A 26763-nucleotide genomic window follows, 5' to 3' on the forward strand; every position below is an offset into this window, starting at 1 on the left:
GTAAGAAGGTCGACTTGGTTGTAACGTTGCCTGACGGGAAAAAATATGGTTTTGAAGTTAAAGCCCCTAAACATACGATTCATGCTCGCCAACGTGATGCGAAGCAGTTTCAATTTCCAATACGGCACGGAGAAGTTTTGCCCGGTATTCAAGCTAAAAGCACGGATAATACTCTGTTACCAAGAGATAACACGCTAAGGAGTTTTCTGCGAAGTGCTGACGAAAAATTTGAAGCATTCAAAGCACGTGGAGAATTCTGTGGCGTGCTAGTAATTGTTTGGGATGACTGGGTTTATGAAGCGATTGGACCATTGCTAAATGATCGGAACGGATTATTAACACCAGAGACGTATTCGGTGATAAATGGCGCTTCAGAAGTTTTTAACAATGTGGATACGGTTATTATACTTCGACATCTTACCTATTTCACGGAGGCTGTCGCGGAAAGGGGACTACCTGATGGTAGGTTGGATTCTATGCATATTGGAGGGGCTGAGGCCAATCTAAATATAGTCGCAAAGATCTCCGATCTAGAGTTACCCGAATTTATCAGAAGCGGTTTTAATACAGTCAATATTGATCATCCGGATTTGGAAAATGTGCCGGAATATCACACCAACGATTTTGTATTTTTATTCTGAAATCAACGCCTACGGGACGAAAAGAAAAAAGTAGACACATAAAATAATGGTGCTCAAGGATGGAGTCGAACCGCCAGGATGATTGTGCTTCAACATGCTGTGTGATTAACGTGTTGCGTCGATCTATCGAGATCACCGTCAATTGACGCCATTAAACACTGAACTGCTTTTGTCCCTAAGGCGCATTTCTAAAATCAGGCGAGTATTCGTGGGGGAAACTGCTATAGTGCCCAATCAAAATCTCAGCCGAATTCACATAATTAAACATAGGAAATACGGTAATGCCAACGCTTCATGGATTTTCGTACAGCAACTACTACAACATACCGAAACACGCACTGTTGTATAAAGGCGTGGTCTTTTCGGAGGACCTTGTGTATGCGAGCGCGGAAGGCTACAACAAATTAAGTCCCGCACTCAAAGTGCCAAGCCTGACGACTGACAGTGGTCAGCACCTTTCAGAAGCAGCCGTGCTATGCGAATACATAGAAGATGCATATCCAGAGAGATCTTTATTTCCAACAGATACGTTTACACGCAACAAAAATCGACAACTGATGCACATGGCTGAGTTGTACTTAGAGTTGCCTAATCGCAGATTAATCCCTTACAGCTTTAGCAAACAACCGGCGCCTGAACAACTGATTGCGGAAGTGGTCGCAGTTGTTGAGCGAGGCATAAACTGTATTAATGCTCTGGCAACCTTTAAGCCATGGTTGGTTGGCACTGAGTTCACGATGGCAGATATTTATTTGTATTATGTTTTGACCGTTGCCGAATTGGGTGGTCAGATTACCGGAGTAGATCTGAACAAGCGTATCCCCGGTCTCGAAGAATGGCGCACAGCGTTCACCGCCGATCCCATCAGTCAACGCGTGGCTGCGGACAAGGAAGCCAATCGCGAAGGATTTTTTGGTTATATTAAAAGCCGTAGTTAAGTCGCGCGCTTGCTGAGGCAATTGAAAACAGTGAACCAAAAACGGCGATGGCTGCGACAATATGTGTTGCGCAATAGAGCGCCTCACGCATCATCCTCAATAATCCCTCTAATTGGTTTCTCGTTGACCCGGATTGGCAATGGATTTGTGTCAATGTCAACTTCCGCTTTTTGCGCAGTTACTAACATAAACTCGTCGATCCAAAAGGGCCTGAAAAGTGCCAACTACGGTCATCTGCGCCATTTCTTCCAGTTTCATTATGTCGCTAGGATCCTCTGTTGTCCTCAGATAGAACCAACGGTCCATCGTTTTCAAAATTAGTGCGTCTCCGCTCATGAACAGACGGCCAACCTCGATTTCGCGTGGAATGCTTGTACGGCCCAAAAGTATCGAGCAAAGTGACAGTCCATCGGTTTCGAGATACAGATCTATATCGAACCCTGGAATAGAGGCACAAATTTCCATCGCCACGTCATTGTTTGCCTTCCGCTGCAAAAACCGTTACTTGTAGCAAAACAAACAAAATCAAAACAGAACCAAACCTTCTCAAGGACTACCAATGAATTTTGACGATGTGATCCTTAACCGTCGCAGTATCCGCGGCTATAAATCTGACCCCGTGCCAAAGGCGCTAATCGAAGAAATCATCGCCCTGGCGATGCGCGCGCCATCGTCGATGAATACCCAACCTTGGAGTTTCTACATCATCACGGGTGAGCCGCTAAACCGCATTCGCGCCGGCAATACAGAGCGTAACATAGCGGGCGTCCCCCACTCGCGCGAGTTCCGTACTGGCGAGCCCTTCACCGGCAAGCATCGCGACAGACAGGTCGGTGTCGCCAAGCAACTGTTTTCCGCCATGGGCATCGCCCGCGAGGACAAGGATATGCGCCAAGACTGGGTGTTGCGTGGCTTTCGTCAATTTGACGCGCCAGTATGCGTAATCGTGACTTATGACCGCGAGCTGGCTGGCAGCGACGATACACCCTTCGATTGCGGCGCTGTTGCGACGGCGCTGGTAAACGCTGCATGGTCACGCGGGCTTGGCACAGTGATTAACAGCCAGGGGATCATGCAATCCCCTGTGGTGCGCGAGCATGCCGGCATTGCCGATGATCAGATCATCATGAAGAGCATCGCGCTCGGCTGGCCTGATGAAACCTTCCCGGCTAACGCTGTGGTTTCAGAACGCAAAAGCGTCGAAGAGGCAACCGTGTTCGTCGGCTTCGTAGACTAGGCGCTCACCTTCACCGGACATTGAAAACGGGTTCCGTTTTTAGCACAATTGCGGGCATAAGCTCACCGACCTGAATGGGCCTCAAAAGTGCGCATAACCGACTATGGCTGTTTGATGAAATGGCATCTCTATGACTGATGGTACAAGCGACCGGTTTGGAATTCTATTGATCGCCCTGCAGCTTATTCATGGTGCGACGGAGAGCTCGCCCGGCGGCCCGGGCCTTGTCTTTCTCGCGGGCGATATGCCTGGCCTCGTCGACAACGCCGCGCGCGACCTTGGCCGCCTTTTCCCTCACCCGAGGATCGGAGGCTAGTTTTTGTGCCGCGTAGCGGGAGATATGGCGCAGGAGGAAAGACATGGCGACACATTAGCAAATCGGCCCGAGTGCCGCAAGACCGGCGTTAGCGCGCCATCATCACGGATGTCAGCAACGGGTTGGAAAGAGGTATTCCCCAGCCTTGCCCGGAACGTCTGCTCTTGGAAAGCAAAACGATCGCGCTGGCGACATGGTCGGAGAGTCCGTTTGGTGCCAGAAGCAGACATTACCGTAAAGTTTGAGTAGTTTAGATCAGGAATAAGTCATCCGGAACGTCAGGCAGATGCGCTCGCCCGTTGGTTTGTTGGTCTTAGGGATCTGGTGCAGCCAGTAGTGCTGGGTTTCACCCTTCATCAATAACAGATTTCCCGCCTGCAGGTTGATATTGAACGGCGGGGTCAAGCCTGATTTTGGCTTGAACTGAAAGATCCGATCACTGCCAAAGCTGAGAGAAGCGATGGCCGGATTTGTTCCCAATTCTGCCTCATCGTCCGCATGCCAGGCGACGCTGTCTCGCTCATGACGGTAGAGATTGCAGAGCGCGCTGTTATAGGTAAATCCGGTTAGCTGTTCAGCCCGATCTTTGAGGCGTGACAGCAAAGGCGTCATCGGTCTCGCCGGCATGTGCAGACGTGAATAGGTATAGGCCGAAGCGCCATACCATTGCTGCAAGCGGGGGATCGGCACGGTCCGGCCATGTAGGGTGATGTGCGCTTGCTGCCAATCCAGGTCGGTTTTCAGTAGTTCGAAAATCTCTGCGCTTTCATCCGCTGAATAGGCCTGAGGGAAACAGAAAATATCGGCTTGTGGGGCTGGGTACTGAATTGGATTTGTATTGGGCATTTTATATTCCAAACATACTCTGAAACTTCTGTATAAGGCCTGATTTGGAGTGAGATTTCAACCGAGCCTGCGAATTGGCCTGATAGGTTTCCTAATCTTGGCAGTTATTCAGTAATTTTGATGGCCATTTTTTAATCTAGCGTGATTTTGGCACACCTATTCAAGGGGAACCGGTTCTCGAATACCATATCTAATCCCAACATCCCATACTTTTGCTCAGGGTCAAAAGCAGACATTCAGGATGGTGTCGCTACAAGTCGGCTTGGGGTTATAAGCAGACCATTTACTTATACAAAAGCCAGCTCATAGTATCAAGCTTAAACAGCCCGACTTTGTATTAGTCTGTGGATCTTGATGCTTTAGGAAAAAGTGGTGCCCAGGGGCGGATTCGAACCACCGACACGCGGATTTTCAGTTAACGTAACCTATGCTAAGTCATTGTTTTAATTTATATAATTAGAACGTAATTGTCCTGTACAAATTCTGTGCAAAAATTAACATCTGCCAGAGTGCGATCGCCTTGCTGTTAATAGTTGCACGATGTCGCTCAATTATCCAACATTTTCTGGCTAGATTAGGCGCCGCGTAAAGAGGCAGATAAAGGAATTGTTTTTAGGTGTAACGTAGATATTTAGTTCAATTATACACAGAAATTTGAGGCAGATATTAGTAGTAATTATTTACAAAATCAGGCCTGAACTAATTTGTTATGTAATTAAAACATCAATCAATATTCAAGTGATTGAATTTAAACTGATTATGATTTTTCTTATTTCAAACAGTAAGAAAAAAGATATTGATCTGTTATTAATATTAATAGTAGGTACACAAAACATATCTTTATCCAATTAGAGGGAAACAAGGTACAATATTTATAACTAGAAGATAAATTCAACAGAGTCCTTTGCCATGGGCAAATTTGATTTATCTTTGATATCGGACTCAATCGCTTATTGAGGTTTTGGTCCCATGGGACCAAAACTAGCAGTATTGCCCCAGAAACACTCTCTTATGCAATCCCGACAATTTGTTCCATAGGCGCTGACGTCAAACATTTTAGATCTACATTGATGAACACCTAATAGAATATCCAGCTAAAGGATTTAATAATCAGCCTTAGACAAACGCTCCTAAAACTATTCCTTCAAGGTTCTCAAGTGTCAGGAATACACCCATTCCAGCAACGGCGGCTCCAGCAATTCGTGCTTCCACAGCCTGTGCTGTCGTTGTCTTCCAGGTTTTGACTATTAAATAACCAGACGCCAGAGCGATACCATATTGTAGGCAACCCAATCCAATTAGATACCCGAAGAGAACCGGCGCACCAACGCTGGCTTCCTGCGCTGCGATTACATCGCCAAACGCAGACCCATGAAACAGCCCAAAGATTGCAAAGAGCGCGACAGCGGGCATGATACCGAGTGTTCGGCCGGAAAGAATGATATACCCGACCACGAGAAGAGAGAGCCCAACGATAATTTCCTTAAAGGGAAGGCCAATTCCGAAACTCATCAACAGACAGCCAACCAACATCGCGCCGATATAAGCAGCGGGAGCCAGCCTAGCATACCCCGTAAAGAGAGCTGCAATACCGACAGCGACGACGAAGAATAAATGATCAAAGCCCAGAAGCGGATGGCCTATTCCAGACAGCAAGCCGTGGGAGAAGGTTTCCATTGGCTGACCGCCTAAGGGGTGATGCGCGAAAGCCGGAGTGGCGCTTGCAAGTACACCAATAATGGCAAGAATGCTTTTTTTCATTTCATATCCCCTATTTCGGTCGATTATTTTGATAGTAGCAAATGCGCACACTTTTTTTACAGAATATGGGTGTTGACGTAACAACGTTGTTCAACCGCCGTCAATTATTATAACTATGACGCTTTAAATAGCACCAAAACTTGCGTCAACTGCTACTGTTTTTCTTTTCTGGCAGCTGAAATCTTCTGTTGGCGTTTTCTGATGGTTTCCGGCCAACCAATTTTAATGAAGCCCAAAACTGCTCATATCTCCTCATCAGTTAGCGTTTCTCCAAATCCCGGCATGCCGCTCTTAAAGCTGCCTCCGATTACACTTTGTCCACCTTCTTTTGTATAGGCGAATAATAATTGATCATCGTGATGCCATGTGTGGCCACTTTTGTCATGAGGCGGTGCTGGCATTGTGCCATCCGGTTTAATGGATCGCCAATTTTGCTCACCTTCCAGATTTTCGCCATGACACGATGCACAATTGGCACCATAAATAATTCGGCCATTTGCCAATTCTTCCGGGGTAGTGAGCTGAGCTTCGACAGTATGATCATTTGCTGCCGACATATTTATGGAGATAGCTTGTACCGCCAGGAGAGTTGCAATCGACAGTATGGTGCCGACAAGAATACTTGTAGCTCGTTGAGAAATAAAACTTTTTATCTTGTTATCCACTAAAGTTGATTTATATATTATGTAAGAACAGCATTAAATATACGGTGAAACTTGAAAAGCACGAACGGAAATTTAGACTGGCGTTTGAGAGGGATGAGTTTTTTCATCGCTCTGTTCTTTACGTTCAGTGTTTTTTCCATGATGCCGGTATCAGCTCATCATGCTGATGCAGATACTCAAACTCATCATGTTGTCTCTGTTGACAATCACGCGACGTCAGACCATCAAAAAGATGAAAATTCTCATGTTGAACATTGCGGTGTCGCGTCCTGTGCGATGTCGTTGCCTGGGCTCTTCACCTATGCCTCAACAGTCTTCGGTGCGAAGGATCCCTTCGACGTAAATGCTCCCCAGCTGACGTCACTCCATCCGTTGCCTACGGATCGCCCCCCCATCAGCTAATTCGATTATTTAGCATCTATTGGTCGCTGTTCCTGAGAACGGGGATGACAGATTGCTATGACCTGAATTTCTCAATACTGAAAATCAAACCTTTCTCCGTCAAAAACACTTTGGCGTTTTACGCCCTGTTTTCGGAGATAAGCTTAGGAATCGAATTATGAAAATTAAGCGTACTATTTTATCCAGTACCGCCAGCATTACCCTTTTAGCCGCTCTTACTTTTGGTTCAGCTGTTGCTTTTGCCTCAGGCAGCCATCAGGAAAGTCACGGGGAGAAGTCAGCAATCGGAGCGCCTGGCGAGGCTAAAAAATCGGAAGTAACAGAATACCGTCGGCAATTACAGGTTAAGAAGTTGCTTGGTGTGATCTCCAACAAATCAGATGCAAAAGCGGCGGGCGCTTAATCCTAAAAAACATTGAAATCAGATTTTTCGCGATTTCAGAATATTGGCAACTTTTGGCTAGCGTATGAAACGGTTGTGAGGTTTACATGGAGTTGACAGAACGAAGATTGAACTGGACGAAGCTTGCGTTGCCGATGCTGCTTGTTCTGGTCTTCATCTTGTATCTTCCTGATGGAGAGCTTCTTTGGGCTGACTGGATGAATTTGGAGGAATTCACTCACGGTCCCCTGATGTTGGCCGTATCTCTCTATTTGCTATGGGCGAGACGTTCACTTCTCGACTCCTATGATATCCGAGGCAATTGGGTTGGCGTCCTTTTAAGCGCTATAGCCGTTTTTGTTTATGCTCTTGCAGTCAAATCAGGCATCGAAAACCTACGCCATCTTAGTTTGTTCTTGCTAATTTTCGGTCTCTTTTTGGTGTTTGGCGGTATTACGTATGGTCGGTATATACTGCCTTCATTGATTTTGCTTCCCTTCGTTGTCCCTCCACCCGCATTTTTAAACGCGAACTTGACTTTCGGGCTTCAATTGGTTTCGACGGATATGAGTGTTTGGATGCTACGCGCCGTCGGATTATCGGTTTTCCAAGATGGAACGATCATTGATATGGGAACGATAAAATTGTCAGTTGTGGAGGCGTGTGCTGGCTTAAGATACCTGTATCCGATGATAGGCTTAGGCGTTTTGGCGGGAATGATTTTTGACATACCGCTATGGAAACGTGGTTTATTCGTCGTAATTGCTGCAGTTGTTTCAATACTAATGAATAGTGTCCGCATTTTCTTGACGGGGGCGATAGCTGACTGGACTGATACAGCGGTATCAGACGGATTTTTTCACCTATTTGAAGGATGGGTTTTCTTCCTTTTTTCTTTCGCGGTAATGATGGTAATTTGTTATTTGACTTTGCGAAAATCTGAGAAATCTAGTATCGGAAATGGCGTTCTTAAAGTGGCCGTCCCGGCAAAGCTCGGCACCGAAAAACCGACGCCGATTGCTCCAATAATAAGTAGCGGCGTACTATGCGCCGTAATGATAGTTTCCGTGCTGTTCGTGCGTAATATTGAACCCGAAATACCTGACCGGCGGCAATTTACAAGCTTTCCTTTGAAGATAAACGGCATGATCGCAGAGGAGGATATTCTCCCTGGTATCGAGCAAACGATTCTGAATATGAGTGACTATTTCCTTGGCCACTATCGGACGAAAGCAAAACCACCTATTACCGTCTTTGTTGGCTACTACGAGCAGCAATCTGCTAGCAACACACCTCATTCACCCCGTGTTTGTATTCCTTCCGGTGGATGGATAATAGATAATATTACCGAAATTGAATTGCAAACTGGCGATCAGATGGTTCCTGTAAACCGGGTTCTTATCAGCCGCGGTGAAAATAGACTCCTCGTCTATTATTGGTTTCAACAACGCGGCAAATTTATTGCCAATGAATATAAAGCCAAATTAAATCTTTTGCTGGGCGGCATGACATCCGCAAGAACTGATGGTGCTTTAGTACGACTCTATATGCCAATCGAAACAACTATGTCGGAAGCTCTTGCTGATCAGGAACTAACGCTGTTTTCGAAAGAATTGATTAAAGTTTTGCCGGATTACGTTCCCAATTAGAACTAATTCCTCAATGTCTTTGGAATCGATTCCAAAGGGTTGGATGAGTGTCTTTATTCACCGGATTAATAAGGAATTTCCTATGAGATAAGTGGCATGAAATAGAACTGTACAACATAAAGCCCTAAGCCAATTGGTAGCGGAGAAAGCTCCGGTGTTATAAATTCCATATGGTCACCATGTCATTGCTACTTGTGTTCAAAAATATCTATGTGCAAAAAAACGAAATTACTAGCCGATTTTCCCTAGAATTGGGAACATGTCCAGAAGCCAGTAGGAGAATAGGGAAAGCTGGCCGGTCATCATAGCAACACCCATTAAGATCATCAGACCGCCTGCGCCCTGGTGGAGCCGACGACCAATCCGTCCAATGATGCGAATTCTCCGACGTAAAGTATCTGTAAAAATAGCGGCAACGAGAAAAGGAATACCCAGGCCAACAGAGTAGATCATCAACAGGATAATTCCTTCTCGAACGGTTGAGATTGTCGCACTCACGGTTAAAATCGCACCAAGTATAGGGCCGATACAAGGCGTCCAGCCAAAACCGAAGGCGAGGCCCAGGATATAGGCGGAGAACGAACGTCCTCCTGGAATTTGAAGATGAAAACGAATATCTCGTTGCAGGATATTTAGCTGCGCCATCCCAACCATAAACAGGCCAAACACTGCAATTATACCCCCGCCAACCAAGTTGAGTTCATAGGTATATCCAATCAACCACCGGCCAAGGGTGGAGGCGCTAGCTCCTAGGATGATAAAAACCGTTGAGAAACCAAGTATAAAGTAAAGACTTAGAACGGCGGCAGCAAATTTCTCACGAGGTTTAAATTCAACGGCGACTGCGTTGCCCTGGCCGCCCGCGATATAGGAAATATATCCCGGAATGAGTGGTAAAACACAAGGCGACAGAAACGAAATAATACCCGCTAAGAATGTCGCAATTATGCCAATTCCAGAAATTTCTATCATCCACCACGGCTTTCAGTATTTAGCACGGAGACTCTATTGACTAAAAAAGTGTAGAACCGTATCCCACCGTCGAGTCAGAATATTTTTTTCTGTCTCCATTTCATGATGGGAAAGACCGTTCAGATACAAAACAAGATTGATTGATTTGAATTTTAATCCATGAAACTTGCCGGCAAAGCGGCCGTCACGATCTATAATAAACGTCACGACACCGTGCATTTGCTGGCCAGTTTCTTCAGGTTGGAATTTTACGCCATACTCTGCCGCAAGTTTTCGAGTGAAGTCATCCGGATCGCTCGGTTTTTTAGTTAGAAATACCCAATTTACTGGATCAAGCCCGTGTGTTTCACCGTATGCCTCCAGAGCGCTGCCGACATCGTTGACCGGATCGGTCGTGATACTGATAAACTGAACCATATCCCGCATTGGGGTGACATTTATTTTTTCCTGGATATCGGCGATACGGGCGGAATGCAAGGGACAAACACCGGCGCAGTTCGAAAAAACAAAGTTCAGAACGACAATTTTTTCATTATAGTCTAACAGCCGTTTCAATTCACCTTTTGCGTTTACCAATTCAAACGGAGGCGCTGCGGGTTCATTAATTGCTTGAAAATAGGCTTCTTTCTCACTTATAACATCATCAAGATTGCTGCCTGGGTGATTGGCGCTTGCTGTAACCGCGAATACCAGACTGTATAGCAATACCGAGAAAAAATATGATGTTTTCATTTGTTCCTACACTTAAAAAAACCTCCCGCCAGAGTTTCACTGGCAGGAGGTGGGTTACTTTAGATTTATAATTCGCAAGTTTTTTTATGCATCCTTCTCGGATTTCATATGACTTTTCATTGACTCCATCATCTCACCACACTGCTTCATCATCGGTTCCATCTTGCTCATCATATTCATCATGTCGTGTGATTTTGCAGCCTCTCCCTTCGACTGACTATCTTGCATCATCGAGTGTGATTTCGTGTCCTGACTTTCGGTTTGATTGCTTTGTGCCAAGGCAAGCGATGTTGACCCTAGAATTCCAATAGTTACAGCCATTATTATTGATATTTTTTTCATAATACATTCCTTTTTTTCAAGTTTTCCCGAGAAATCCGGGCTTTACTGACTACCGCCATCATCGTCACGGGATTTGCTGGCGGCCGAGTTCTTTGAGCAGTCTTTGCCGCCCATCATGCACAAGCCGAATGCGCACATGACAACACAAGGCAAAACACTTATTAGGATAGCCGACACTCCAATTGCCGTTAGCCAACTCCAGTTGAATGCCAAGAAGGGAGTTGCGATAACGATCCCGCCGATTAACAAGACCATCGAACGGCGGTTTCGATATTGATAGCCTAAGTAGTCAATCAATATATTTGAGCTTTGATGTTGAGCAGGCTTCATTATCTATTTCTCCTGTATTTCGTGGGTAATAAGGGGGCGTAAAAAGGCAACCATTTCTGGACTGTCCCACTTTGCGGGTCCGGCGAGACGGCCAAGTTCAAGTCCTTCGGGTGATATCAGCAACGTTGTTGGAAGCCCGTAAGTGCCCAAATCCGTTGACGCCTTCATGGTTTGGTCCACGTAAATGCCTAGATGCTTGATACCAATCTTGTTATAGAATTTTTTTATAACTCCCACGCCCGCCCGATCTATTGAAAGCGCTACGACTTCAAAGTCCGGCCCGCCTAATTGCTGTTGCAAATTGTCGAGAGTTGGCATTTCTTCCCGGCAAGGAGCACACCAGGTCGCCCAGATATTGAGCAAAACAAATTTCCCGCGCCAATTGGACAGATCAAGGGCATCACCCTTGGCGTTGGTAAATGAAACCGACTTCAGGGGCCGTGGATTTTCATTCATCGGGATCATGTCCGACGGTTTATTGCGGTCGCTATTTGATCCTGACATCGCAAGGCTATCCTGATCAGCGTTAAAGAACTGATTTGATCCAAACAGCACAACACCCACCAATCCCGCGAGCAGCATGCAGGTGATAATAACCTTTCTTGTCATCAATGTTTACCTCTGAACAAATACTTGCCGAGGGCAGCAATTGCGAACAGCAGCAGTACAGCGATCAAAAGACCGGCTATCGCCATTCCCCACATCATCATTCCGCCTGACATACAGCTTGGATCAATCATTATTTTGATGCTCCTTCACTCTGACGTATAAATAGTCGGTTGTTTGTCATTGATCTGATAGATAATGAACGATCCTGTTTTGGGGCCTCCCATGCCTGGAGAACCTGTCGGCATGCCGGGAAGTGTTAGGCCTTTAATGTCGGGCTTTTCGGTAAGTAATTTTTTGACCGTATTGATAGGAACGTGTCCACTCACCACGTAATTGTCGATGAAAGCGAGATGGCATCCCTGGAAATCCTCTGGAATTCCAGCTTTTTTACTCATAGGCACCAGATCATGTGTCGGCTTTACGCTAACAACAAACCCATTTTCCCGAAGATAATCCGCATAAGATTCACAGCATTGGCATTGAGGGTTTTTATATAACGTAACTTCCGTTGCCACCGCCTCTTTCTGTTCGTAATACATGTAGGCCGCGACAACAAATGCGCTGAACGCAACGAAACCTATAATTTTTTTAATCATTGAATTTGTCCTTCTTCTAAAGTTTGCTTTTTCAGGCGACGCGAATAACCCCCATCATCCCACTCGCTTGATGCTCCAAAATGTGGCAATGAAACATCCAATCACCCGGATTATCGGCAACGAACGCTATTTCGACGGTTTCGCGTGGCGCCATTAATACCGTGTCCTGCCATTCCTGATACTTCGTCATTTTCCCGCCACGAGAAACAACTCTAAAGGAATGGCCGTGGAGATGAATTGGGTGATACCAGGCGGAAGCGTTCGTCATCGAAATCACATAACTGCGATTAAGATCCAGATTGAGCATCGGATCCATAATATGCCCTTCTGCCGCGACACCATTGATGAACCATATATTTTTAGAATACATCATCCCCATCATCGAATTCGATGTGGTGGTGTTTATTCCCATTTCCCGCATAACCATATTGCCCATCATACCGCCACTGAACAGCACTTCATGATGTTGCGCATTCGGAAAATCAGGTTCCTTGAGAGGGTTTTTCGGCAGTTGAACCGACCAGTTGGGGGGACTATTCCTGACAACTTTGTCAGAGTATTTTATGCTGGTTAGGCGGTAAGCCAAACCTTCATAGAACCGATCCACTACGTCGTTGATATCATCGGAATTTCCCACCATATCCAGAACAAGATCAACCCGCATAGCAGGACCAAGGATGACGAGATTATTATTTGGTCGATGTGGAGTTACAGGCTGCCCGTCAAGCGCAATGATAACAGGTTCGTGTCCCTGGAAGTCGAGTCCAAAGATGCGTGCATTCGCTGCATTTATCAGCCTGAGGCGTATACGTTCCCCTTTTCCAACCGAAAACATTTCCATTTTCTTGCCGTTAATGGTGACCGTATTGCCAATTCGACCACTATGGCTCATATCATGGGAGTTTCCAAAATCGCCCTCGATCTCTCCCGATTGTTCAAGACGCCAATCATCCAGCATCCATGTCACATCACGATCAACCCTTATTGGATTTGCTTCCTCAATAATCAAGGGACCGTATAAGCCGCGGCCGACTTGTTCGAAACTACGCTGGTGGGGATGATACCAGTATGTTCCGGCATCAATCGCATTAAAGTCATACACGAACTGATTTCCCGGTGAAATCGGTTTCTGGGTTACGTAGGGAACCCCATCCATTGCGTTTGAAGTGCGAACCCCATGCCAATGTACTGTTGTATCTTCTGCCAATCCGTTATTTACGGTGACGCGTAAACGTGCTCCTTGGCGGACACGAATTTCAGGTCCTGGAACCGCTCCGTTAAAATTCCATAGAGTTGCCGGTTGCGAAAAGCTAGGGTCAAGTTTTCTTTGAGCAGATGCCGCATGCAGAATTACCTCCATTTCGGAGGATGCATTGCCCCTTAGCACCCACAAGTTCGGGATTACTGCCCCAATTGTGACGGCTGCAGTCGATGAAATTACGTTTCGACGCGTAAATTTCGGTACTTTTTGATTATCCATAAGTTAGACATCCATTTGGAATTGATCCAGCCGCAAAAAAGCTCAAACGTCATTTGCGGATCACAACTGCCTGGTTAGCAATAAAATGCTATAAGAAGCATGCGTCAGCCTTCAGAGGCCGATGCGCAGGGCTACCACCTAGTTAGGATGTATGTTTGGGGGGATGGGGGTCTGGATATTCGCTGCGTTCGCGTAAACGAGAAATCAAAGTTTCAAACTGTGTTTTTTTAGCGCCGTGTATTGTAATTGATTCAATCGCGGTCTCATCCGTCATTACTGAGACAATGCAAACACTGGAGCAAATAGCGCCCATATTCTGCATATTATTGGCATTCCCACAATTCTGACAATCCGCTACCTCTGCAGACATACTGTCCAGCGTCATTGCTTTGGCAGGAGTATTTCCCAAGAGACCGGCCATCATAAGCACGATCAGGAGAGCAGCTATATTTGAACAAACAGATTTCATGCTTTTATCAGAGAGTCTTTTCGCTTTTTTGTCAATGGACAAATTGTCATAGTTTGGAGACGCTATTACTCAAGCCCGCTAATCAGCCGTGTGGCAATCGATTGGGGCGTATATGGCGTGCCGGAGACCTTCGTGATTGGCGCAGACGGACGCGTTGCCTACAAGCATATCGGAGCGGTCAACTAAATACGACAACTGTTCCTCGATCATTCCTCATGCACGAGCGACAGCGGCTGCTCCCTGTGCAGGCAAGAATGATTCCAACCTGAAGCCAGATTGTTCCCCGTCAACACCTATGGGCCTAATTAACGGATTTGCATAAGAGAGGGTTTTTGGTTCATCGTAGCCGTTAAGGAGCGAAGATGAGACAGAAACCCGAGACCCGACATTCTGCGTCGGAACGCCTTGTAAAAGACATCCAACGTAAGACACGCAAACAGTATGGAGCGGAAGAGAAGATCCGTATTGTACTGGACGGCCTGCGAGGTGAAGACAGTATTGCCGAGCTTTGCCGTAAGGAAAGTATCTCCCAGGGCATTTATTATAAATGGTCCAAGGGTTTTCTTGAAGCTGGTAAGAAACGTCTGGCGGGCGATACCGCGCGAGACGCTTCAACGGATGAAGTTAAAAGCCTGCGTGCGCAGGCCCGTGACCTGAAGGAAGTGGTTGCCGAGCAAACACTGGAACTCCGTCTTCTCAAAAAAAGTATGATCGGGCCCTCTTAGAGATGCAAGCATCACCTGCCGGGTAATAGATGGGGGCGAGTCAGAATGAGATACCCAGCCTCAGAGAAGTTCGAGATCATCCGTTTGGTTGAGGGTTCCCGTCTGCCTGCCAAACAAACGCTTCACAAGCTGGGTATTCCCAAGACGACGTTTTATCGCCCCTCTCGGGCATGCGAGCATGCCCTGCCGGTCAAAGGGATATGATCGATACCTCACTGGCGGGATTGACGCCCTTGAAGACCAAGCTTCTAGACCGATAGTCATCTGGAACCGTATCCCTGATGAGATACGAAATGCGGTTCTTGATCTTGCCTTGGAGAGACCCGAGTTCAGTCCGCGTGAGCTGGCTGTGACCTTCACCGATACAAAGGGCTACTTTGTGTCGGAAGCCTCCGTCTATCGCCTTCTGAAGGCACATGACCTGATCACCAGCCCCGCCTTTATCGTCATGAAGGCGGCCAGCGAGTTCAAGGACAAAACCACGGCCATAAACCAGATGTGGCAAACCGACTTCACTTACTTCAAAATCATTGGCTGGGGGTGGTTCTATCTCTCGACCATTCTCGATGACTTCTCAAGATATGTCATCGCCTGGAAACTATGCACCACCATGAAGACGACAGATGTCACGGACACACTGGAGCTGGCGTTACAGGCATCTGAGTGTGATCAAGCCAACGTCATACACAAGCCACGACTATTATCTGATAATGGGGCCAGTTATATCTCAACGGACCTAGCAGAATGGCTTAAAGGCAAAGGCATGTCGCATGTCAGAGGCGCTCCCTATCATCCGCAGACGCAGGGTAAGATCGAACGCTGGCATCAAACTCTGAAAAACCGTGTGTTGTTGGAAAACTACTTCCTGCCGGGCGACCTTGAAAACCAGATCGAAGCCTTCATTGATCACTATAATCATCACCGGTATCACGAAAGTCTCAAAAATCTCACACCCGCCGATGTTTACTTCGGCAGAGCACAAACCATCTTGAACAGACGAGAAAGGATCAAACTAAACACCTTCAAATCACGGCGCTTGCAATACCGCAAAGTCGTCGCATAATATTATTCAACGCGTGAGCCAAACCTTCTCTTAGCTCAAATCAAGGCTAAGCCCATTTCATATGACGACGGACACTTGCTGAGTTCGTCTAAGCCAACACCTATGGCCAAGCGCAGCGTTGCATAGGTATGTCGTAAGCTATAGGGGCTTCTATTACGGCCATAGCTGTCTTGAAGCATTCCAAACTGCTCTAAGGCCCGTTTAAAAGCTGCTCTAAAGTAATCATTTTTGACATGTGTGCCGTCAGGTAAGCAGAATACTGGTTCGTCATTGCCAGGTGGATGCCCTAGAACGTCCGTACGTCGCTGCTTGAGGCGATCAAAGTAAATTCTAGCATTAGGCATAGCAATTGGTTGGCGTTCACCAGTCTTTCCATCAACGTTCAATTGGACGTATGTCTCGCCATCTTGCTGGACATCTGTAACATCTTTCCATCTAAGATTGTCACTCTCTGTTCCTGGCCTAATTCCTGTGTTCGCCAGAATAAGGACGTAATCGTTCAGTAATAACCTTCGTTGCTTATGGGCTTCAGTTCTTGCTTTATTTGGCCAATGACGCAGCTTTTGAACAAGTATATTATATTCAGCTTTGCTAAAAGCGGGCCGTCTATTTTTCTTGTTCTGTTTGATGCCTTGGCCCTTAATTGAACTCCCTATTTTGGGAATACCTGCTTCTTTGACAGCGCCTTTTTGGACAGCAACTCTATATATCTCTCTCATGACAACACAGATCTTGTTCATACTGCTACTGGATAGAATTTTTGTAGATCTGGCAGCTGGATTTCTTATGAGTTTACCATATCTGTTATAGGTCCAGCCCTTGACCAAAGAGCCAGGACCTGTTGTCCAATAGACATGGCACCACTTTTTAAAGGCGTTAATGTCCTGCTGAGTAACGGTGTCAATATTACGCTTGTCAAAGAAGGGATTGATATAGGTATCTACGGCTGGTTTGTAATTTATCAAATGTTGCGTAGGAACGACACCCAATTTGATGTCCTGTTGCAGCTGCTCCAGATAAATTTTGCTAATTTGGCTGAATTTTTGATTATTGATTACAAGGTTATTTTTGAGCTTGTGCTTGATGTCACGATACCAGTCATCAGCCTGTTCAGTAGCTTCAACCTTACAAAGGGTTCCCAAGGATTTAGTTAAATACCCCTTACCGTCTGGATTACTCATCCTGCCTTGCCAAACGGGTTTAGCAGTATCTGTACGTGTGTAAATGGTTACGTTGCCACCGCATATTGCAGTGGTGTTTTCTCTATGCTTTGCCATCCTTTCTCTTCCTCAATTTATATTATAAAAGGTGAAATTACCTTATGAGTTGATATAACGAATCTAGTCCTCAAAAGGCAATATTAATTTCAACTTTTTTTTCACTCAAGGCGTTGTTTTTAAAAGATAAAATATATTTTTTGGAAGTAAGAAATAGGCCTGTTTTATAGAAAAATGTGCAACTTCTGTGCAACGTCAAAATGACCTGCAAACAGCACAAAAAATGCCCAAAAACACTACATATATTGGGTATAACAGGAAAATATACTAGATAGTGGTGCCCAGGGGCGGATTCGAACCACCGACACGCGGATTTTCAGTCCGCTGCTCTACCAACTGAGCTACCTGGGCACGTCGCAGACGATGCGATTGCATCCATGCGAAGCAGCAGCGTTATAGAAGAAATATAAACGGCTGTCTAGACTTGTTCGTTGAAATAGCCGGAAAAAGAAATTCACTTTTATTCGTCAGTCAAGCTGTCTCGGACTGGGCAGAAAAACAGGCTTCCAATTTGGCCGCGTAATCTTTCCGAGAGGCCGTTTTAGTTAGAGAAATCATAACAATTCGTTTTGAATGCACCGCTGGCGCTGAAACAACTCGTAGGTTTATGATGCCTTCAATCTTCATCATGGTCATTTGCAGGTACTGTTTCATCTCCCGGGATGACATAACTTTCATTGAACCATTTTCCGAGATCCAATTGCTTACACCGGGCGGAACAAAAAGGCCGGTGTTCGATTGCGACCGGTTTCGAACATTGTGGGCAGAGTTTTTTTATTTGCATATTTTTAGCCATAATAAGCTTAATCTAGTAGAAAACTATTGTCAGGTAAATCAACATTCTCAGTGATTAATAGAGGACGGGACAGATGATTTTCAATTACTTCTTGATGTTGTAAAAGATGAAATGTAAGAGCTTTCCCAGCATAAATCTTGATGGCTTTCCCGTCGCGCGAAGCGATTTCTTGCTGCAGTGTTCTGACAAAATTAGAAAGTCTGGTCAATGCAGTTTCCTGCCGCGATGTACCTGCACAATGCGAGCAAGGTGCGGTCAAGATATTTTGCAGGGATTTACGTGTCCGTGTCCGCGTCACCTGCATTAACCCGAGCTCCGTCATGCCAATCATGCGTGTGTGAACGGGGTCAGTCCTAAATATTCCTTCTAAACAGGCGGATACTTTTTGATTGTCTCCCGCGCCGTTCATCTGAATAAAATCAATGATGATAATCCCAGACGAGTTACGCAATCGTATTTGGTGAGCAATTTCTTTTGCTGCGTCTAAATTACTGGAAAGGGCAACGGAATTGACACCATTCGCTTTTGTTACGGATGACGAATTTACATCTACAACGAGAAGGGCTTCTGTTTGTTCGAAAGAAAGGCTAACACCGGAATCTAGTACAAGACGCTGTTGGGTTGCCTGTTCAATTTCCTCCTCAACATTGTACTCTTCAAAAAGAGGGCCAGGTTTGTTCCAAAGCGTAAGGTTTGATTTTGCATCGGGTGCCGCCTGCTCGAGATAGTTTTCGCAAGTTCGAAAAGCTTTGGCGGAGTTAACAACAATCTTTAGTTCGTCTGAAAGATAGCTGGCTAAAATCAACGAAGTTGGTGTTGTATTTGCTGGAAATTTTCCTGGTTTGGAAACGACGGATTGAAATTTTTGAACTTCTGACCACTGTCGGCGTAAGAAGGTTATTTCGTTAACCAATTGCTCGTCACTGGCTAGTTTTGCGGAAGTACGAATTGTAAGGCTGCCAGTTTCTAGGTGTTTATGAAAAAGCGCGGTTATTCGATTTCTGTCTCTTTCTTCTCTGATTTTTTTAGAAAAAATAATGCCGTTTCCTAAAGGGCGGTGCAGGAGATTAGCGCTTTTAAAGGTATAGTGGCAGGTGAGTTGAACATTTTTGCCTCCCAGCTCATCCTTGGTCACCTGTACTAATAGCTTTTGTCCCTCATGTGTAATTTGAGCAATAGTTCTGCCTTTATTCTCGATATCGTGAGCCTGGAGGAAGCCGTGCTTTTCCCCACCAAGGTCGACAAAGGCCGAATCCAGGTCATGTACAATTTTGCTCACCCGACCAATGTAGAAATCTCCAACAGCAGAAATATCCTGATAACGTTCAATCTGGAGGTCGATGACTATTTCGCCATGCAAAAGAGCTGCACGTGTTTCAAATAATCCTTCTTCGATAAGAAGAGTATTACGCATTATTCTTGTGATGCCCAAATATCAAAGCCGTTGCCAATGAGCATATTACTAACTTCGAAAAGAGGTAGTCCGACGATATTACTATAGGAACCCTGAATAGAACGCACAATGGAGGCTGCGCGTCCTTGAATAGCATATCCACCGGCTTTCCCGTGCCATTCTTCTGTCCGAAGGTAAGAACGTAGCTCGTGTTCGCCGATTGGTTTAAATATTACGGAGCTTGAAACGAGGCGGGATACACTTGCTCCGGTTGGGGTAACCAGGGTGACGCCTGTATGTACTTGATGGCGACGTCCGGAAAGTAGTTTTAAAAAACCATGTGCTTCATCTTCGTCTTCCGCTTTACCAAGGGCGCGGCGACCGACCGCAACTACGGTATCCGCTGAAAGAAGAAATTTACCTTCAAACTGGGAACACACGGCGGCTGCTTTTTCCTGAGAAAGTCTTTTCGCTATATCGCGAGGAAGCTCGTCTCTTTGAGCCGTCTCATCTATGTCGGCCGGACAAACTATGTCCGGTACAATACCAATTTGACTAAGGAGTGATAGACGGCGCGGTGAAGCTGAAGCAAGAACCAAGGAGGAGGGCGGTACGGCTGGTTTGGTTTCATCGCTTATGGTCGAAGGGCGAGCAATAAACACATCTTTTCGGTCAGCCATAGGTGATCACCTTTACTTGTAGCGGAAAGTGATCCGGCCTTTCGTCAAATCATAGGGTGTCATTTCGACGGTGACTTTGTCGCCTGCAAGTACACGAATACGATGCTTCCGCATTTTACCGGCTGTGTGGGCGAGAACTTCGTGATCATTTTCTAAAATTACGCGGAACATAGCATTCGGGAGCAATTCCGTGACGGTTCCATCAAATTCTAATAGTTCTTCTTTAGCCATAAATTTCCTATCTAGTTACTTTGAGTGGTGCAAAATAGAGGCGGCAGGCCTTTAAATGCAAGCATTTCCTGCAAGTAAAATGAAAGAATTATCGAAATGAGCTAAAAAACACCTGCATTCGCCACAAATCGCTACGATTTTCTATACTTTTGGGCTTGGCGCTGTTCTGAAGCGTGCTTTGATCTTTTCATAAAGGTCATCGCGTACGTGTCGGAATGCGTTCAATTGCATTTCCCGATTTCCTTCCATTAACGACGGATCGACTGTATTCCAAAACTCTGTTTCGCCAGCTGTCGTACGAGTAAGCTCTTGTGCTTTGGCATGTGCTTCTGGGGAGAGCGAAATTATTATGTCGAAAGAGTCATCTTCCAAATCTTCAAAATTCTTTGCAATGTGATTTCCGCCAATTAGACCAATTTCATCGAGAACTTCCACTGCAAAACCGTCTACGTCTTTTGCGAGAATGCCAGCGCTGTCTACATAAACGGCATGTCCATATAGACTTTTCATGATGACTTCTGCCATCACCGATCGAATACTATTATGGGTACAAGCAAAAAGAACGCTGCCCGGCAGCTTATCGGAAAAAGGGCGATCACTCATAAGCGGTTAATAGTCCAGCGAAGAAAGGTCAACACGTTGGCCATTTCTACCTTCCTATCCTCGAATATGCAGGACGCACATTAACGTAAATAGACGCCGAGCTGTATCGAAATCAGTTTCGGCTTTTTCTTTCAATCGCTCTTGGAGAAGTTCAGAGCCATCATTATGGAGACCACGCCGTCCCATATCAATTGCTTCTATTTTGGAAGGTGAGGCGGTTTTAATAGCTTCGAAATAGGTTTCGCATACATGGAAATAATCTTTGATGATGCGTCGAAATGAAATGACGGGTAGTGGTATTCGCACAAGTTCAGTTTGGTCGTCTTCTGTTCTGATATCGAAAATTAATCGATTATCTTCAATACTGAGGTGCAAGGAGTAGGGGCCGTCCTCTTCAAATCCGTTTACTGTGAAAGAGTTGCCATCCAGTATATCAAAGATCGCAACTTTACGTTCATGTTCGATATCGGCGTTGCGGCGTACAACTGTCCTTTCGTCTAGCTCTATTTTCGCGATATGTTGATTTTCGGCCATGAGCGTAATTAGTACTTTCGTATATTCAGTCCGGTATATTTAGCCGAATACCAACGGAAAGAGCATGTGCCCCCAGCCCTTCGGCTTTGGCCAGCTTAATGGCAGCAGGGCCAATCTTACCAAGACTTTCTGCATTAAGGCGTAATAATGATGTTCGTTTTACAAAATCCAGTGTTGATAATCCGGAAGAAAAGCGAGCGGTACGAGAGGTTGGTAAAACATGATTGGGGCCTGCGACGTAGTCTCCTATGGCTTCAGGTGTGTATCGGCCTAAGAAAATTGCACCAGCATGGCGTATTTTGTCTGCCAGAGCGTCAGCCTTAGCATCATCAACGCAAAGCTCTAAATGTTCAGGTGCGAGCTGATCCACTAATGCCGGCGCTTCGGATAAATCGTCTACGAGAATGGTTGCACCATATGTATTCCAACTTGCCGAAGCAATATCGGCGCGCTGCAAAGTGGTTAGATGATGTGAAATCGCTTTTTCGACCTCTGCTGCGAAAGCTTCATCATCGGTTATAAGAATACTTTGCGCGACAGGGTCATGCTCAGCTTGACTTAGTAGGTCCGCAGCAATCCAGGCAGGGTCATTCTGATTGTCTGCTACAACTAGTATTTCTGAGGGACCAGCAATCATATCTATGCCTACTGTTCCGAAAACGTGGCGTTTAGCGCTGGCCACATAAGCGTTGCCAGGACCGACGATCTTGTCAACGGCCGGTATGGTTTCCGTGCCGTAGGCTAGGGCACCGATTGCTTGCGCTCCGCCAATTCTGTAAATCTCATCAATGCCAACCAAATCAGCAGCTGCCAGAACCAAAGGGTTAATGACGCCGTCAGGTGACGGAACAACCATCACCAAACGTGAGGCGCCAGCAACTATTGCCGGTATTGCGTTCATCAATACCGAGGACGGGTATGTTGCTAATCCGCCGGGTACATACAACCCTACATTTTCTATTGGTGTCCAGCGATAACCGAGTTCTACGCCGTCGCTATCCGTGAAAAAGTGATCATCGGGTAATTGCAATTTATGAAATGCCTCAATCCGCTCTGCTGCGAGATTAAGTGCTTCTAACGTCTCAGCTTCACACGCGGCAACGGCCTTAGCAATCTCAGATTTTGTAATTCGTAAGTTGTCAGCGCTTTGAAGAGTGAGGCGGTCAAATTTATTGGTATATTCAATAACTGCATCGTCGCCGCGATCTTGCACTTGAGATAAAATCGTAGCAGTTACGACACTTACATCGGCATCTGCATCTCGTTTCTGATAGAGTAAGGCCGAAAACTGAGAATTGAAATTAGCGTCTGTCGTTCTTAATTTAACGGGCATCGACAGCCTCCCGGAATTTCTCAATCCATCCGTTCAACTCGATGGAGCGAGTTTTAAGAGCCGCCCTGTTCACGACAAGCCGAGAGGTAATATCGAGAATTTTTTCAACTTCGACCAGGCCGTTTGCGCGCAATGTGGCACCAGAGGAAACAAGATCAACGATCCGCCGGCAAAGCCCCAATCCAGGAGCAAGCTCCATCGCGCCAGACAATTTAATACACTCAGCCTGGATACCGGCTGCGGCAAAATACTTATGTGTTAAATTTGGGTATTTCGTCGCGATGCGTACGTGGCTCCATCGCGCCGGATCACGATCATCTTCCAAGCCTTCAGGCTGGGCGACTGCGATATAGCAATGACCAATATCCAGATCAACAGGGGCATATATTTCGGGATAATCGAATTCCAGCAAAACATCATTGCCAGCGACGCCAAGCTGTGCCGCTCCGAATGCGACGAAGGTAGCAACGTCGAATGAACGTACCCGTATGATAGATATGTTTGAGTGATTAGTGCGAAACTGCAAAAGGCGGCTTTCTGGATCATCGAATGCTGGCTCAGGTTCAATCCCGACACTCCGGATCAACGGCATGACTTCTTTTAATATTCGCCCTTTTGGCAGGGCTATAACCAACTCATCGCTCGACGGCACTTTAAAGCTCCATTTACAATTGGTACCAAATTAGATTTTGGTTTTCAGTTCTGATTAGGCGAGGGGGTCCTCATGGTGTGGTTTGTGTTTTGTAGACCAAGCTTTGCCTGTATCAGTAAGTGAGGCGTTAACACATTCTACATCCAGCGAAACCGTACCACCGCCGGCAAAATTAAGGCGTATCTCGGCTGCGGAATTCTCTTTTTCGAAGGAAAGAACGCTCAACAATTCCAGTGCTTCCTTCGGAAAATCCTGGGAAATTCCATAGGATTTAACAGATAGGACATCCATAAAAAGGAACCCGGATCGGATGCGAGATCTATTGTTAGAGGCCTTGGGCTTTCGGGAAAACCCTTCCCACATGAACCTAGACCCCATCAGGGTAAAAACCCTTTGAGATCGTGAGAAACTCATTTCACCAGGACTGGTGATAGTGCCCTCCAGTGCGGCCGAAAGAATGCAAAGTTCTTCGGCATCTGTGGCAATAAGTTTTAGGCCATTAGGCATAATTTTGGTCCCGTTATAGGAATATAATTCAGATTCCAGCGATCCGTTCGATATCAGCACCACATGCAGCCAACTTTTCTTCCAGGCGCTCGTATCCGCGATCTAGATGATATACACGATTGATAACGGTTTCTCCAGTCGCTGCCAAGCCCGCAAGTACCAAAGAGACAGATGCTCTTAGGTCTGTGGCCATAACTGGCGCCCCAACCAGGCTTTCAACACCCCGGACAAGAGCCGAATGACCGTGGACAGTAATGTTTGCGCCGAGCCTTGCTAGCTCGGGAACATGCATAAAGCGATTCTCAAAAATGGTCTCAGTAATCATGGCCGCACCGCCAGCAACGGTCATCAATGCCATCATCTGTGCTTGCATATCGGTGGGGTAGCCAGGATAAGGCAAGGTCATTAAGTCCACACCATTTAGAATGGCCGATTTACGTGATACAATTAAGCCGGTATCGGTTGGGACAACATCCGCACCGGCCTCTATCAAGACATCGATAACCGATTTTATGATTTCACTATCCGTATTAGTTAGTTCAATTTCTCCGCCAGTAATCGCTGCCGCGATGGCATAGGTGCCGGTTTCAATTCGATCTGGCATTACCCGGTAATCGGCTCCCTTTAATTTGTCTACGCCGATGATGGTTAATCGATCCGTCCCGTCACCTTCGATTTGGGCGCCCATTTGCCGGAGCAATCGAATGAGGTCGGTGATCTCCGGTTCGCGTGCGGCATTCTCCAAGACCGTTTGGCCTGTCGCCAAGCACGCTGCCATCAGTAGATTTTCCGTTGCGCCAACGGATGCCGTTTCAAACCGTATGTCAGCGCCCTGCAATCCTTCGGGAGCGACAGCTTCCATATATCCACCGACAATATCAATTTTAGCACCCATTAACTCTAAACCGTCGATGTGAAGGTTCATCGGTCGCGTTCCGATCGCGCAGCCGCCTGGTAAGGAAACACGAGCTTTTCCGACTCGGGCGAGTAGCGGTCCCATGACCAAAGCGCCTGCACGCATTTTTCGCACGATATCGTATGGGGCTTCTGTATTTGTAATATCGTAAGCTGTAATCGATAGAGATCTACCGATGCTACTTCCTTCGCCTGAACTCTGACCGTTCATGACCGCGGTTGCACCGTGCTGACATAGTAGATTGATAAGCGTAGATATATCAGCGACCTGTGGCAGGTTTGACAATGTCAAAGTTTCTTCTGTCAGAAGACTTGCGACCATTAAGGGCAAGGCGGCGTTTTTCGCACCACTGATTTCGATTTTGCCATATAGCGGTTTTCCGCCACGTATTCGTATACTGTCCATGAAAAAACCAATCCTATCCTTCTTGCCATTTCTTATTCAACCCCTAGAAGTGAAACAAGCTGGCTATTTTTCGCCAAAACACGGGCTTTTTAGACCATTTTTTGTCGCAAGGGAAAGAAAATGGCGTGATCTAGTTGTAAAATGTTTGAGTGGCGGGCAATTAATCATAAATATCGTCAAAAATATGAATATTTGCTGAATTAATCAGAGTTTAGGCAAAGTTACGCCTTCTTGGCCCATATATTTTCCTGCCCGGTCACGATAGGAGACTTCGCAGGGCTCATTGCCTTTTAGAAATAGAAACTGGCATGCGCCTTCGTTAGCATAAATTTTGGCAGGAAGTGGCGTCGTGTTTGAAAATTCAAGCGTTACATGCCCTTCCCACTCCGGTTCAAGAGGAGTAACATTAACAATTATACCACATCGGGCATACGTCGATTTCCCTAAGCAAATAACCAAAACATCACGGGGAATACGAAAATACTCCACTGTGCGCGCTAGAACGAATGAGTTTGGCGGAATGACACAGACATCCGTTTTTCTATCGACGAAACTATCGTTGGAAAAAGCTTTAGGGTCGACAGTCGCCGAATCGATGTTTGTAAAAATCTTAAATTCATCAGACACCCGAGCATCATATCCGTACGAAGAGAGTCCGTATGAAATAGTGCCTTCACTTTTTTGGCTTTCCACGAAAGGCTCAATCATCTTTGTTTCCTGCGCTGCTGACCTGATCCATTTATCTGACAGGATGGACATATTTATACTCTCCGTTAAATCTCTTTTATTTGGATCGGCATACTACAGTCTGAAAAGCTGAGGGCCAAGGGTAAATAAGGCTAAACCTAGTCCGTAAGCTTATCTTTGTTTTTGATGGCATTGGGTGCATCCTCACCGCGCTGGCGCTGCAAAGATTTTCGTTTGCGCAGATTACCTCGCAATTGATCTGCCAACCTCGTCGCTTTCTCGGCCTGTAGTTTTTCTTTATTGCTTTTAGAATTTTGTCCGTCGGTGGTCATTTGCGCTTTCTGCGGGGAAAAATTGAAGACCCTTCCTTCATTAAACATTTAAAAGGATTTACGCAATCCGAAGAAGAGGTTGGAGGTAGTCAGCTTCTCTTAGCCTGGAGGTCATTTTCGTACATTAAAATACTCTTTGACAACGACCGAGAACCTTATATATTCCGCCGCTCCAGCATTCATGCGCCGCCGTAGCTCAGGGGTAGAGCACTCCCTTGGTAAGGGAGAGGCCGGTGGTTCGAATCCACCCGGCGGCACCATA

The 26763-nt window shown here is 46.0% G+C and carries 34 protein-coding genes, 2 tRNA genes and 2 pseudogenes; 10 read left to right on the forward strand and 28 right to left on the reverse strand.

All coding sequences use genetic code 11. The features are described from left to right. Both V7723_RS17820 and V7723_RS17825 read left to right on the forward strand, forming a co-directional pair. Positions 1-641: hypothetical protein (locus V7723_RS17820; protein ID WP_335685853.1), on the forward strand; the 641-nt coding region annotated here is incomplete at its 5' end. 281 nt (positions 642-922) lie between these two features. Further along, a complete protein-coding gene (locus V7723_RS17825) occupies positions 923-1579 on the forward strand; it encodes a glutathione S-transferase family protein (protein WP_335685854.1) in 657 nt (218 codons plus the stop codon). Between the two features lie 156 nt (positions 1580-1735). On the opposite strand, the gene V7723_RS17830 is transcribed toward V7723_RS17825, so the two are convergent. Further along, complete coding sequence (locus V7723_RS17830; RefSeq protein WP_335685855.1) at positions 1736-2050, reverse strand: hypothetical protein; 315 nt, start codon at positions 2048-2050, stop codon at positions 1736-1738. 88 nt (positions 2051-2138) lie between these two features. On the opposite strand from V7723_RS17830, the gene V7723_RS17835 reads away from it, so the two are divergent. Both V7723_RS17835 and V7723_RS17840 read left to right on the forward strand, forming a co-directional pair. After that, the gene (locus V7723_RS17835) at positions 2139-2816 is read left to right on the forward strand and encodes a nitroreductase (RefSeq protein WP_335685856.1); all 678 of its coding nucleotides are present in this window, start codon (positions 2139-2141) and stop codon (positions 2814-2816) included. Positions 2817-2946: 130 nt separating this feature from the next. Continuing rightward, positions 2947-3132, forward strand: a complete 186-nt coding sequence (locus V7723_RS17840) for a hypothetical protein (protein WP_335685857.1) — start codon at positions 2947-2949, stop codon at positions 3130-3132. Between the two features lie 255 nt (positions 3133-3387). On the opposite strand, the gene V7723_RS17845 is transcribed toward V7723_RS17840, so the two are convergent. The 3 genes from V7723_RS17845 to V7723_RS17855 all read right to left on the reverse strand — a co-directional run bounded on the left by V7723_RS17845 (position 3388) and on the right by V7723_RS17855 (position 6404). Then, positions 3388-3978 carry an alpha-ketoglutarate-dependent dioxygenase AlkB family protein gene (locus V7723_RS17845; protein WP_335685858.1) on the reverse strand — a complete coding sequence of 197 codons (591 nt, stop codon included), beginning with the start codon at positions 3976-3978 and terminating at the stop codon, positions 3388-3390. Between the two features lie 1116 nt (positions 3979-5094). Then, the gene (locus V7723_RS17850; RefSeq protein WP_335685859.1) at positions 5095-5739 is read right to left on the reverse strand and encodes a HupE/UreJ family protein; all 645 of its coding nucleotides are present in this window, start codon (positions 5737-5739) and stop codon (positions 5095-5097) included. 242 nt (positions 5740-5981) lie between these two features. Continuing rightward, positions 5982-6404 carry a cytochrome c gene (locus V7723_RS17855; RefSeq protein ID WP_335685860.1) on the reverse strand — a complete coding sequence of 141 codons (423 nt, stop codon included), beginning with the start codon at positions 6402-6404 and terminating at the stop codon, positions 5982-5984. Positions 6405-6497: 93 nt separating this feature from the next. Here V7723_RS17855 and V7723_RS17860 point away from each other — a divergent pair, with 93 nt between their 5' ends. The 3 genes from V7723_RS17860 (at position 6498) to xrtD (ending at position 8837) form a co-directional block, all read left to right on the forward strand. Then, positions 6498-6806, forward strand: coding sequence for a hypothetical protein (locus V7723_RS17860; protein WP_335685861.1), 309 nt, complete (start codon positions 6498-6500; stop codon positions 6804-6806). 157 nt (positions 6807-6963) lie between these two features. Further along, a complete protein-coding gene (locus tag V7723_RS17865; RefSeq protein ID WP_335685862.1) occupies positions 6964-7209 on the forward strand; it encodes a hypothetical protein in 246 nt (81 codons plus the stop codon). Between the two features lie 86 nt (positions 7210-7295). Further along, on the forward strand, positions 7296-8837 hold the full coding sequence (gene xrtD, locus V7723_RS17870) for a VPLPA-CTERM-specific exosortase XrtD (RefSeq protein WP_335685863.1): 1542 nt from the start codon (positions 7296-7298) through the stop codon (positions 8835-8837). A gap of 231 nt (positions 8838-9068) precedes the next feature. Here xrtD and V7723_RS17875 read toward each other — a convergent pair whose 3' ends face one another. The 9 genes from V7723_RS17875 to V7723_RS17915 all read right to left on the reverse strand — a co-directional run bounded on the left by V7723_RS17875 (position 9069) and on the right by V7723_RS17915 (position 14409). Continuing rightward, on the reverse strand, positions 9069-9809 hold the full coding sequence (locus V7723_RS17875) for a cytochrome c biogenesis CcdA family protein (RefSeq protein WP_335685864.1): 741 nt from the start codon (positions 9807-9809) through the stop codon (positions 9069-9071). A gap of 33 nt (positions 9810-9842) precedes the next feature. Continuing rightward, on the reverse strand, positions 9843-10541 hold the full coding sequence (locus V7723_RS17880) for an SCO family protein (protein WP_335685865.1): 699 nt from the start codon (positions 10539-10541) through the stop codon (positions 9843-9845). Between the two features lie 84 nt (positions 10542-10625). Then, positions 10626-10883, reverse strand: a complete 258-nt coding sequence (locus V7723_RS17885; RefSeq protein WP_335685866.1) for a hypothetical protein — start codon at positions 10881-10883, stop codon at positions 10626-10628. Positions 10884-10925: 42 nt separating this feature from the next. Continuing rightward, positions 10926-11213, reverse strand: a complete 288-nt coding sequence (locus V7723_RS17890) for a hypothetical protein (protein WP_335685867.1) — start codon at positions 11211-11213, stop codon at positions 10926-10928. A 3-nt stretch (positions 11214-11216) separates the two neighbouring features. Continuing rightward, entirely contained in the window at positions 11217-11822 is a 606-nt protein-coding gene (locus V7723_RS17895) for a TlpA family protein disulfide reductase (RefSeq protein ID WP_335685868.1), read from the reverse strand. After that, positions 11822-11953, reverse strand: coding sequence for a hypothetical protein (locus V7723_RS17900; RefSeq protein WP_335685869.1), 132 nt, complete (start codon positions 11951-11953; stop codon positions 11822-11824). Before V7723_RS17900 ends, V7723_RS17895 begins: the two co-directional genes overlap by 1 nt. A 15-nt stretch (positions 11954-11968) precedes the next feature. After that, a complete protein-coding gene (locus tag V7723_RS17905) occupies positions 11969-12415 on the reverse strand; it encodes a DUF411 domain-containing protein (protein ID WP_443024252.1) in 447 nt (148 codons plus the stop codon). Positions 12416-12449: 34 nt separating this feature from the next. After that, positions 12450-13898, reverse strand: coding sequence for a multicopper oxidase family protein (locus tag V7723_RS17910; RefSeq protein WP_335685871.1), 1449 nt, complete (start codon positions 13896-13898; stop codon positions 12450-12452). Positions 13899-14040: 142 nt separating this feature from the next. Further along, positions 14041-14409: a hypothetical protein gene (locus tag V7723_RS17915; RefSeq protein ID WP_335685872.1), complete on the reverse strand. Its 369-nt coding sequence runs from the start codon at positions 14407-14409 to the stop codon at positions 14041-14043. Between the two features lie 45 nt (positions 14410-14454). Between V7723_RS17915 and V7723_RS19845 the strand changes: the two are divergent. After that, positions 14455-14553: pseudogene (locus V7723_RS19845) on the forward strand (DsbE family thiol:disulfide interchange protein); the annotation flags it as partial. 176 nt (positions 14554-14729) lie between these two features. Further along, positions 14730-16155: pseudogene (locus V7723_RS17920) on the forward strand (IS3 family transposase). 35 nt (positions 16156-16190) lie between these two features. On the opposite strand, the gene V7723_RS17925 reads toward V7723_RS17920, so the two are convergent. The 15 genes from V7723_RS17925 to V7723_RS17995 form a co-directional block, all read right to left on the reverse strand. Continuing rightward, the gene (locus V7723_RS17925) at positions 16191-17432 is read right to left on the reverse strand and encodes a tyrosine-type recombinase/integrase (protein ID WP_335685873.1); all 1242 of its coding nucleotides are present in this window, start codon (positions 17430-17432) and stop codon (positions 16191-16193) included. A 275-nt stretch (positions 17433-17707) separates the two neighbouring features. Then, a tRNA-Phe gene (locus tag V7723_RS17930) sits at positions 17708-17783 on the reverse strand. Between the two features lie 120 nt (positions 17784-17903). Further along, complete coding sequence (locus tag V7723_RS17935; RefSeq protein ID WP_335685885.1) at positions 17904-18110, reverse strand: hypothetical protein; 207 nt, start codon at positions 18108-18110, stop codon at positions 17904-17906. After that, the gene (locus V7723_RS17940) at positions 18049-18228 is read right to left on the reverse strand and encodes a DNA gyrase inhibitor YacG (RefSeq protein WP_335685874.1); all 180 of its coding nucleotides are present in this window, start codon (positions 18226-18228) and stop codon (positions 18049-18051) included. The genes V7723_RS17935 and V7723_RS17940 overlap by 62 nt, the downstream gene beginning before the upstream one ends. Positions 18229-18235: 7 nt before the next feature. Further along, positions 18236-19642, reverse strand: coding sequence for a ribonuclease E/G (locus tag V7723_RS17945; RefSeq protein WP_335685875.1), 1407 nt, complete (start codon positions 19640-19642; stop codon positions 18236-18238). Beyond that, complete coding sequence (locus V7723_RS17950) at positions 19642-20301, reverse strand: Maf family protein (protein WP_335685876.1); 660 nt, start codon at positions 20299-20301, stop codon at positions 19642-19644. The genes V7723_RS17945 and V7723_RS17950 overlap by 1 nt, the downstream gene beginning before the upstream one ends. 12 nt (positions 20302-20313) lie before the next feature. Continuing rightward, a complete protein-coding gene (infA, locus tag V7723_RS17955; RefSeq protein ID WP_251935582.1) occupies positions 20314-20532 on the reverse strand; it encodes a translation initiation factor IF-1 in 219 nt (72 codons plus the stop codon). A gap of 141 nt (positions 20533-20673) precedes the next feature. Beyond that, positions 20674-21135, reverse strand: a complete 462-nt coding sequence (locus tag V7723_RS17960; protein WP_335685877.1) for an arsenate-mycothiol transferase ArsC — start codon at positions 21133-21135, stop codon at positions 20674-20676. Between the two features lie 54 nt (positions 21136-21189). Then, positions 21190-21669, reverse strand: coding sequence for a UPF0262 family protein (locus V7723_RS17965; RefSeq protein ID WP_335685878.1), 480 nt, complete (start codon positions 21667-21669; stop codon positions 21190-21192). A 25-nt stretch (positions 21670-21694) separates the two neighbouring features. Then, positions 21695-23002: a histidinol dehydrogenase gene (hisD, locus tag V7723_RS17970; RefSeq protein ID WP_335685879.1), complete on the reverse strand. Its 1308-nt coding sequence runs from the start codon at positions 23000-23002 to the stop codon at positions 21695-21697. Further along, positions 22992-23654 (reverse strand): ATP phosphoribosyltransferase, encoded by a 663-nt coding sequence (gene hisG / locus V7723_RS17975; RefSeq protein ID WP_335685880.1) that lies wholly within the window; start codon positions 23652-23654, stop codon positions 22992-22994. Before hisG ends, hisD begins: the two co-directional genes overlap by 11 nt. Before the next feature lie 54 nt (positions 23655-23708). Beyond that, positions 23709-24161 (reverse strand): DUF2948 family protein, encoded by a 453-nt coding sequence (locus V7723_RS17980; RefSeq protein WP_335685881.1) that lies wholly within the window; start codon positions 24159-24161, stop codon positions 23709-23711. Positions 24162-24189: 28 nt separating this feature from the next. Further along, entirely contained in the window at positions 24190-25482 is a 1293-nt protein-coding gene (gene murA / locus V7723_RS17985; protein WP_335685882.1) for a UDP-N-acetylglucosamine 1-carboxyvinyltransferase, read from the reverse strand. A gap of 204 nt (positions 25483-25686) precedes the next feature. After that, positions 25687-26241: a dCTP deaminase gene (gene dcd / locus V7723_RS17990; protein ID WP_335685883.1), complete on the reverse strand. Its 555-nt coding sequence runs from the start codon at positions 26239-26241 to the stop codon at positions 25687-25689. 86 nt (positions 26242-26327) lie between these two features. Next, positions 26328-26501 (reverse strand): hypothetical protein, encoded by a 174-nt coding sequence (locus V7723_RS17995; protein WP_335685884.1) that lies wholly within the window; start codon positions 26499-26501, stop codon positions 26328-26330. Positions 26502-26686: 185 nt separating this feature from the next. Here V7723_RS17995 and V7723_RS18000 point away from each other — a divergent pair. Then, a tRNA-Thr gene (locus V7723_RS18000) sits at positions 26687-26761 on the forward strand. Positions 26762-26763 lie beyond the last annotated feature (2 nt).

It is taken from the genome of Sneathiella sp. (assembly GCF_036960985.1).
In the GTDB taxonomy this organism is placed as follows: domain Bacteria; phylum Pseudomonadota; class Alphaproteobacteria; order Sneathiellales; family Sneathiellaceae; genus Sneathiella.

Excerpts from the sequence above, each read along its gene's own strand:
- dcd (WP_335685883.1), bottom strand. The coding sequence starts at position 26,241 with ATGTCCATCCTGTCAGATAAATGGATCAGGTCAGCAGCGCAGGAAACA.
- V7723_RS17895 (WP_335685868.1), bottom strand. The coding sequence starts at position 11,822 with ATGACAAGAAAGGTTATTATCACCTGCATGCTGCTCGCGGGATTGGTG.
- V7723_RS17860 (WP_335685861.1), top strand. The coding sequence starts at position 6,498 with ATGAGTTTTTTCATCGCTCTGTTCTTTACGTTCAGTGTTTTTTCCATG.
- V7723_RS17825 (WP_335685854.1), top strand. The coding sequence starts at position 923 with ATGCCAACGCTTCATGGATTTTCGTACAGCAACTACTACAACATACCG.
- V7723_RS17995 (WP_335685884.1), bottom strand. The coding sequence starts at position 26,501 with ATGACCACCGACGGACAAAATTCTAAAAGCAATAAAGAAAAACTACAG.
- V7723_RS17865 (WP_335685862.1), top strand. The coding sequence starts at position 6,964 with ATGAAAATTAAGCGTACTATTTTATCCAGTACCGCCAGCATTACCCTT.
- V7723_RS17885 (WP_335685866.1), bottom strand. The coding sequence starts at position 10,883 with ATGAAAAAAATATCAATAATAATGGCTGTAACTATTGGAATTCTAGGG.
- V7723_RS17840 (WP_335685857.1), top strand. The coding sequence starts at position 2,947 with ATGACTGATGGTACAAGCGACCGGTTTGGAATTCTATTGATCGCCCTG.
- V7723_RS17910 (WP_335685871.1), bottom strand. The coding sequence starts at position 13,898 with ATGGATAATCAAAAAGTACCGAAATTTACGCGTCGAAACGTAATTTCA.
- V7723_RS17875 (WP_335685864.1), bottom strand. The coding sequence starts at position 9,809 with ATGATAGAAATTTCTGGAATTGGCATAATTGCGACATTCTTAGCGGGT.
- hisD (WP_335685879.1), bottom strand. The coding sequence starts at position 23,002 with ATGCCCGTTAAATTAAGAACGACAGACGCTAATTTCAATTCTCAGTTT.
- V7723_RS17980 (WP_335685881.1), bottom strand. The coding sequence starts at position 24,161 with ATGCCTAATGGCCTAAAACTTATTGCCACAGATGCCGAAGAACTTTGC.
- V7723_RS17850 (WP_335685859.1), bottom strand. The coding sequence starts at position 5,739 with ATGAAAAAAAGCATTCTTGCCATTATTGGTGTACTTGCAAGCGCCACT.
- V7723_RS17950 (WP_335685876.1), bottom strand. The coding sequence starts at position 20,301 with ATGGCTGACCGAAAAGATGTGTTTATTGCTCGCCCTTCGACCATAAGC.
- V7723_RS17935 (WP_335685885.1), bottom strand. The coding sequence starts at position 18,110 with ATGAAAGTTATGTCATCCCGGGAGATGAAACAGTACCTGCAAATGACC.
- V7723_RS17940 (WP_335685874.1), bottom strand. The coding sequence starts at position 18,228 with ATGGCTAAAAATATGCAAATAAAAAAACTCTGCCCACAATGTTCGAAA.
- V7723_RS17945 (WP_335685875.1), bottom strand. The coding sequence starts at position 19,642 with ATGCGTAATACTCTTCTTATCGAAGAAGGATTATTTGAAACACGTGCA.
- V7723_RS17965 (WP_335685878.1), bottom strand. The coding sequence starts at position 21,669 with ATGGCCGAAAATCAACATATCGCGAAAATAGAGCTAGACGAAAGGACA.
- V7723_RS17845 (WP_335685858.1), bottom strand. The coding sequence starts at position 3,978 with ATGCCCAATACAAATCCAATTCAGTACCCAGCCCCACAAGCCGATATT.
- xrtD (WP_335685863.1), top strand. The coding sequence starts at position 7,296 with ATGGAGTTGACAGAACGAAGATTGAACTGGACGAAGCTTGCGTTGCCG.
- V7723_RS17960 (WP_335685877.1), bottom strand. The coding sequence starts at position 21,135 with ATGAGTGATCGCCCTTTTTCCGATAAGCTGCCGGGCAGCGTTCTTTTT.
- V7723_RS17880 (WP_335685865.1), bottom strand. The coding sequence starts at position 10,541 with ATGAAAACATCATATTTTTTCTCGGTATTGCTATACAGTCTGGTATTC.
- V7723_RS17925 (WP_335685873.1), bottom strand. The coding sequence starts at position 17,432 with ATGGCAAAGCATAGAGAAAACACCACTGCAATATGCGGTGGCAACGTA.
- infA (WP_251935582.1), bottom strand. The coding sequence starts at position 20,532 with ATGGCTAAAGAAGAACTATTAGAATTTGATGGAACCGTCACGGAATTG.
- murA (WP_335685882.1), bottom strand. The coding sequence starts at position 25,482 with ATGGACAGTATACGAATACGTGGCGGAAAACCGCTATATGGCAAAATC.
- V7723_RS17890 (WP_335685867.1), bottom strand. The coding sequence starts at position 11,213 with ATGAAGCCTGCTCAACATCAAAGCTCAAATATATTGATTGACTACTTA.
- V7723_RS17900 (WP_335685869.1), bottom strand. The coding sequence starts at position 11,953 with ATGATTGATCCAAGCTGTATGTCAGGCGGAATGATGATGTGGGGAATG.
- V7723_RS17835 (WP_335685856.1), top strand. The coding sequence starts at position 2,139 with ATGAATTTTGACGATGTGATCCTTAACCGTCGCAGTATCCGCGGCTAT.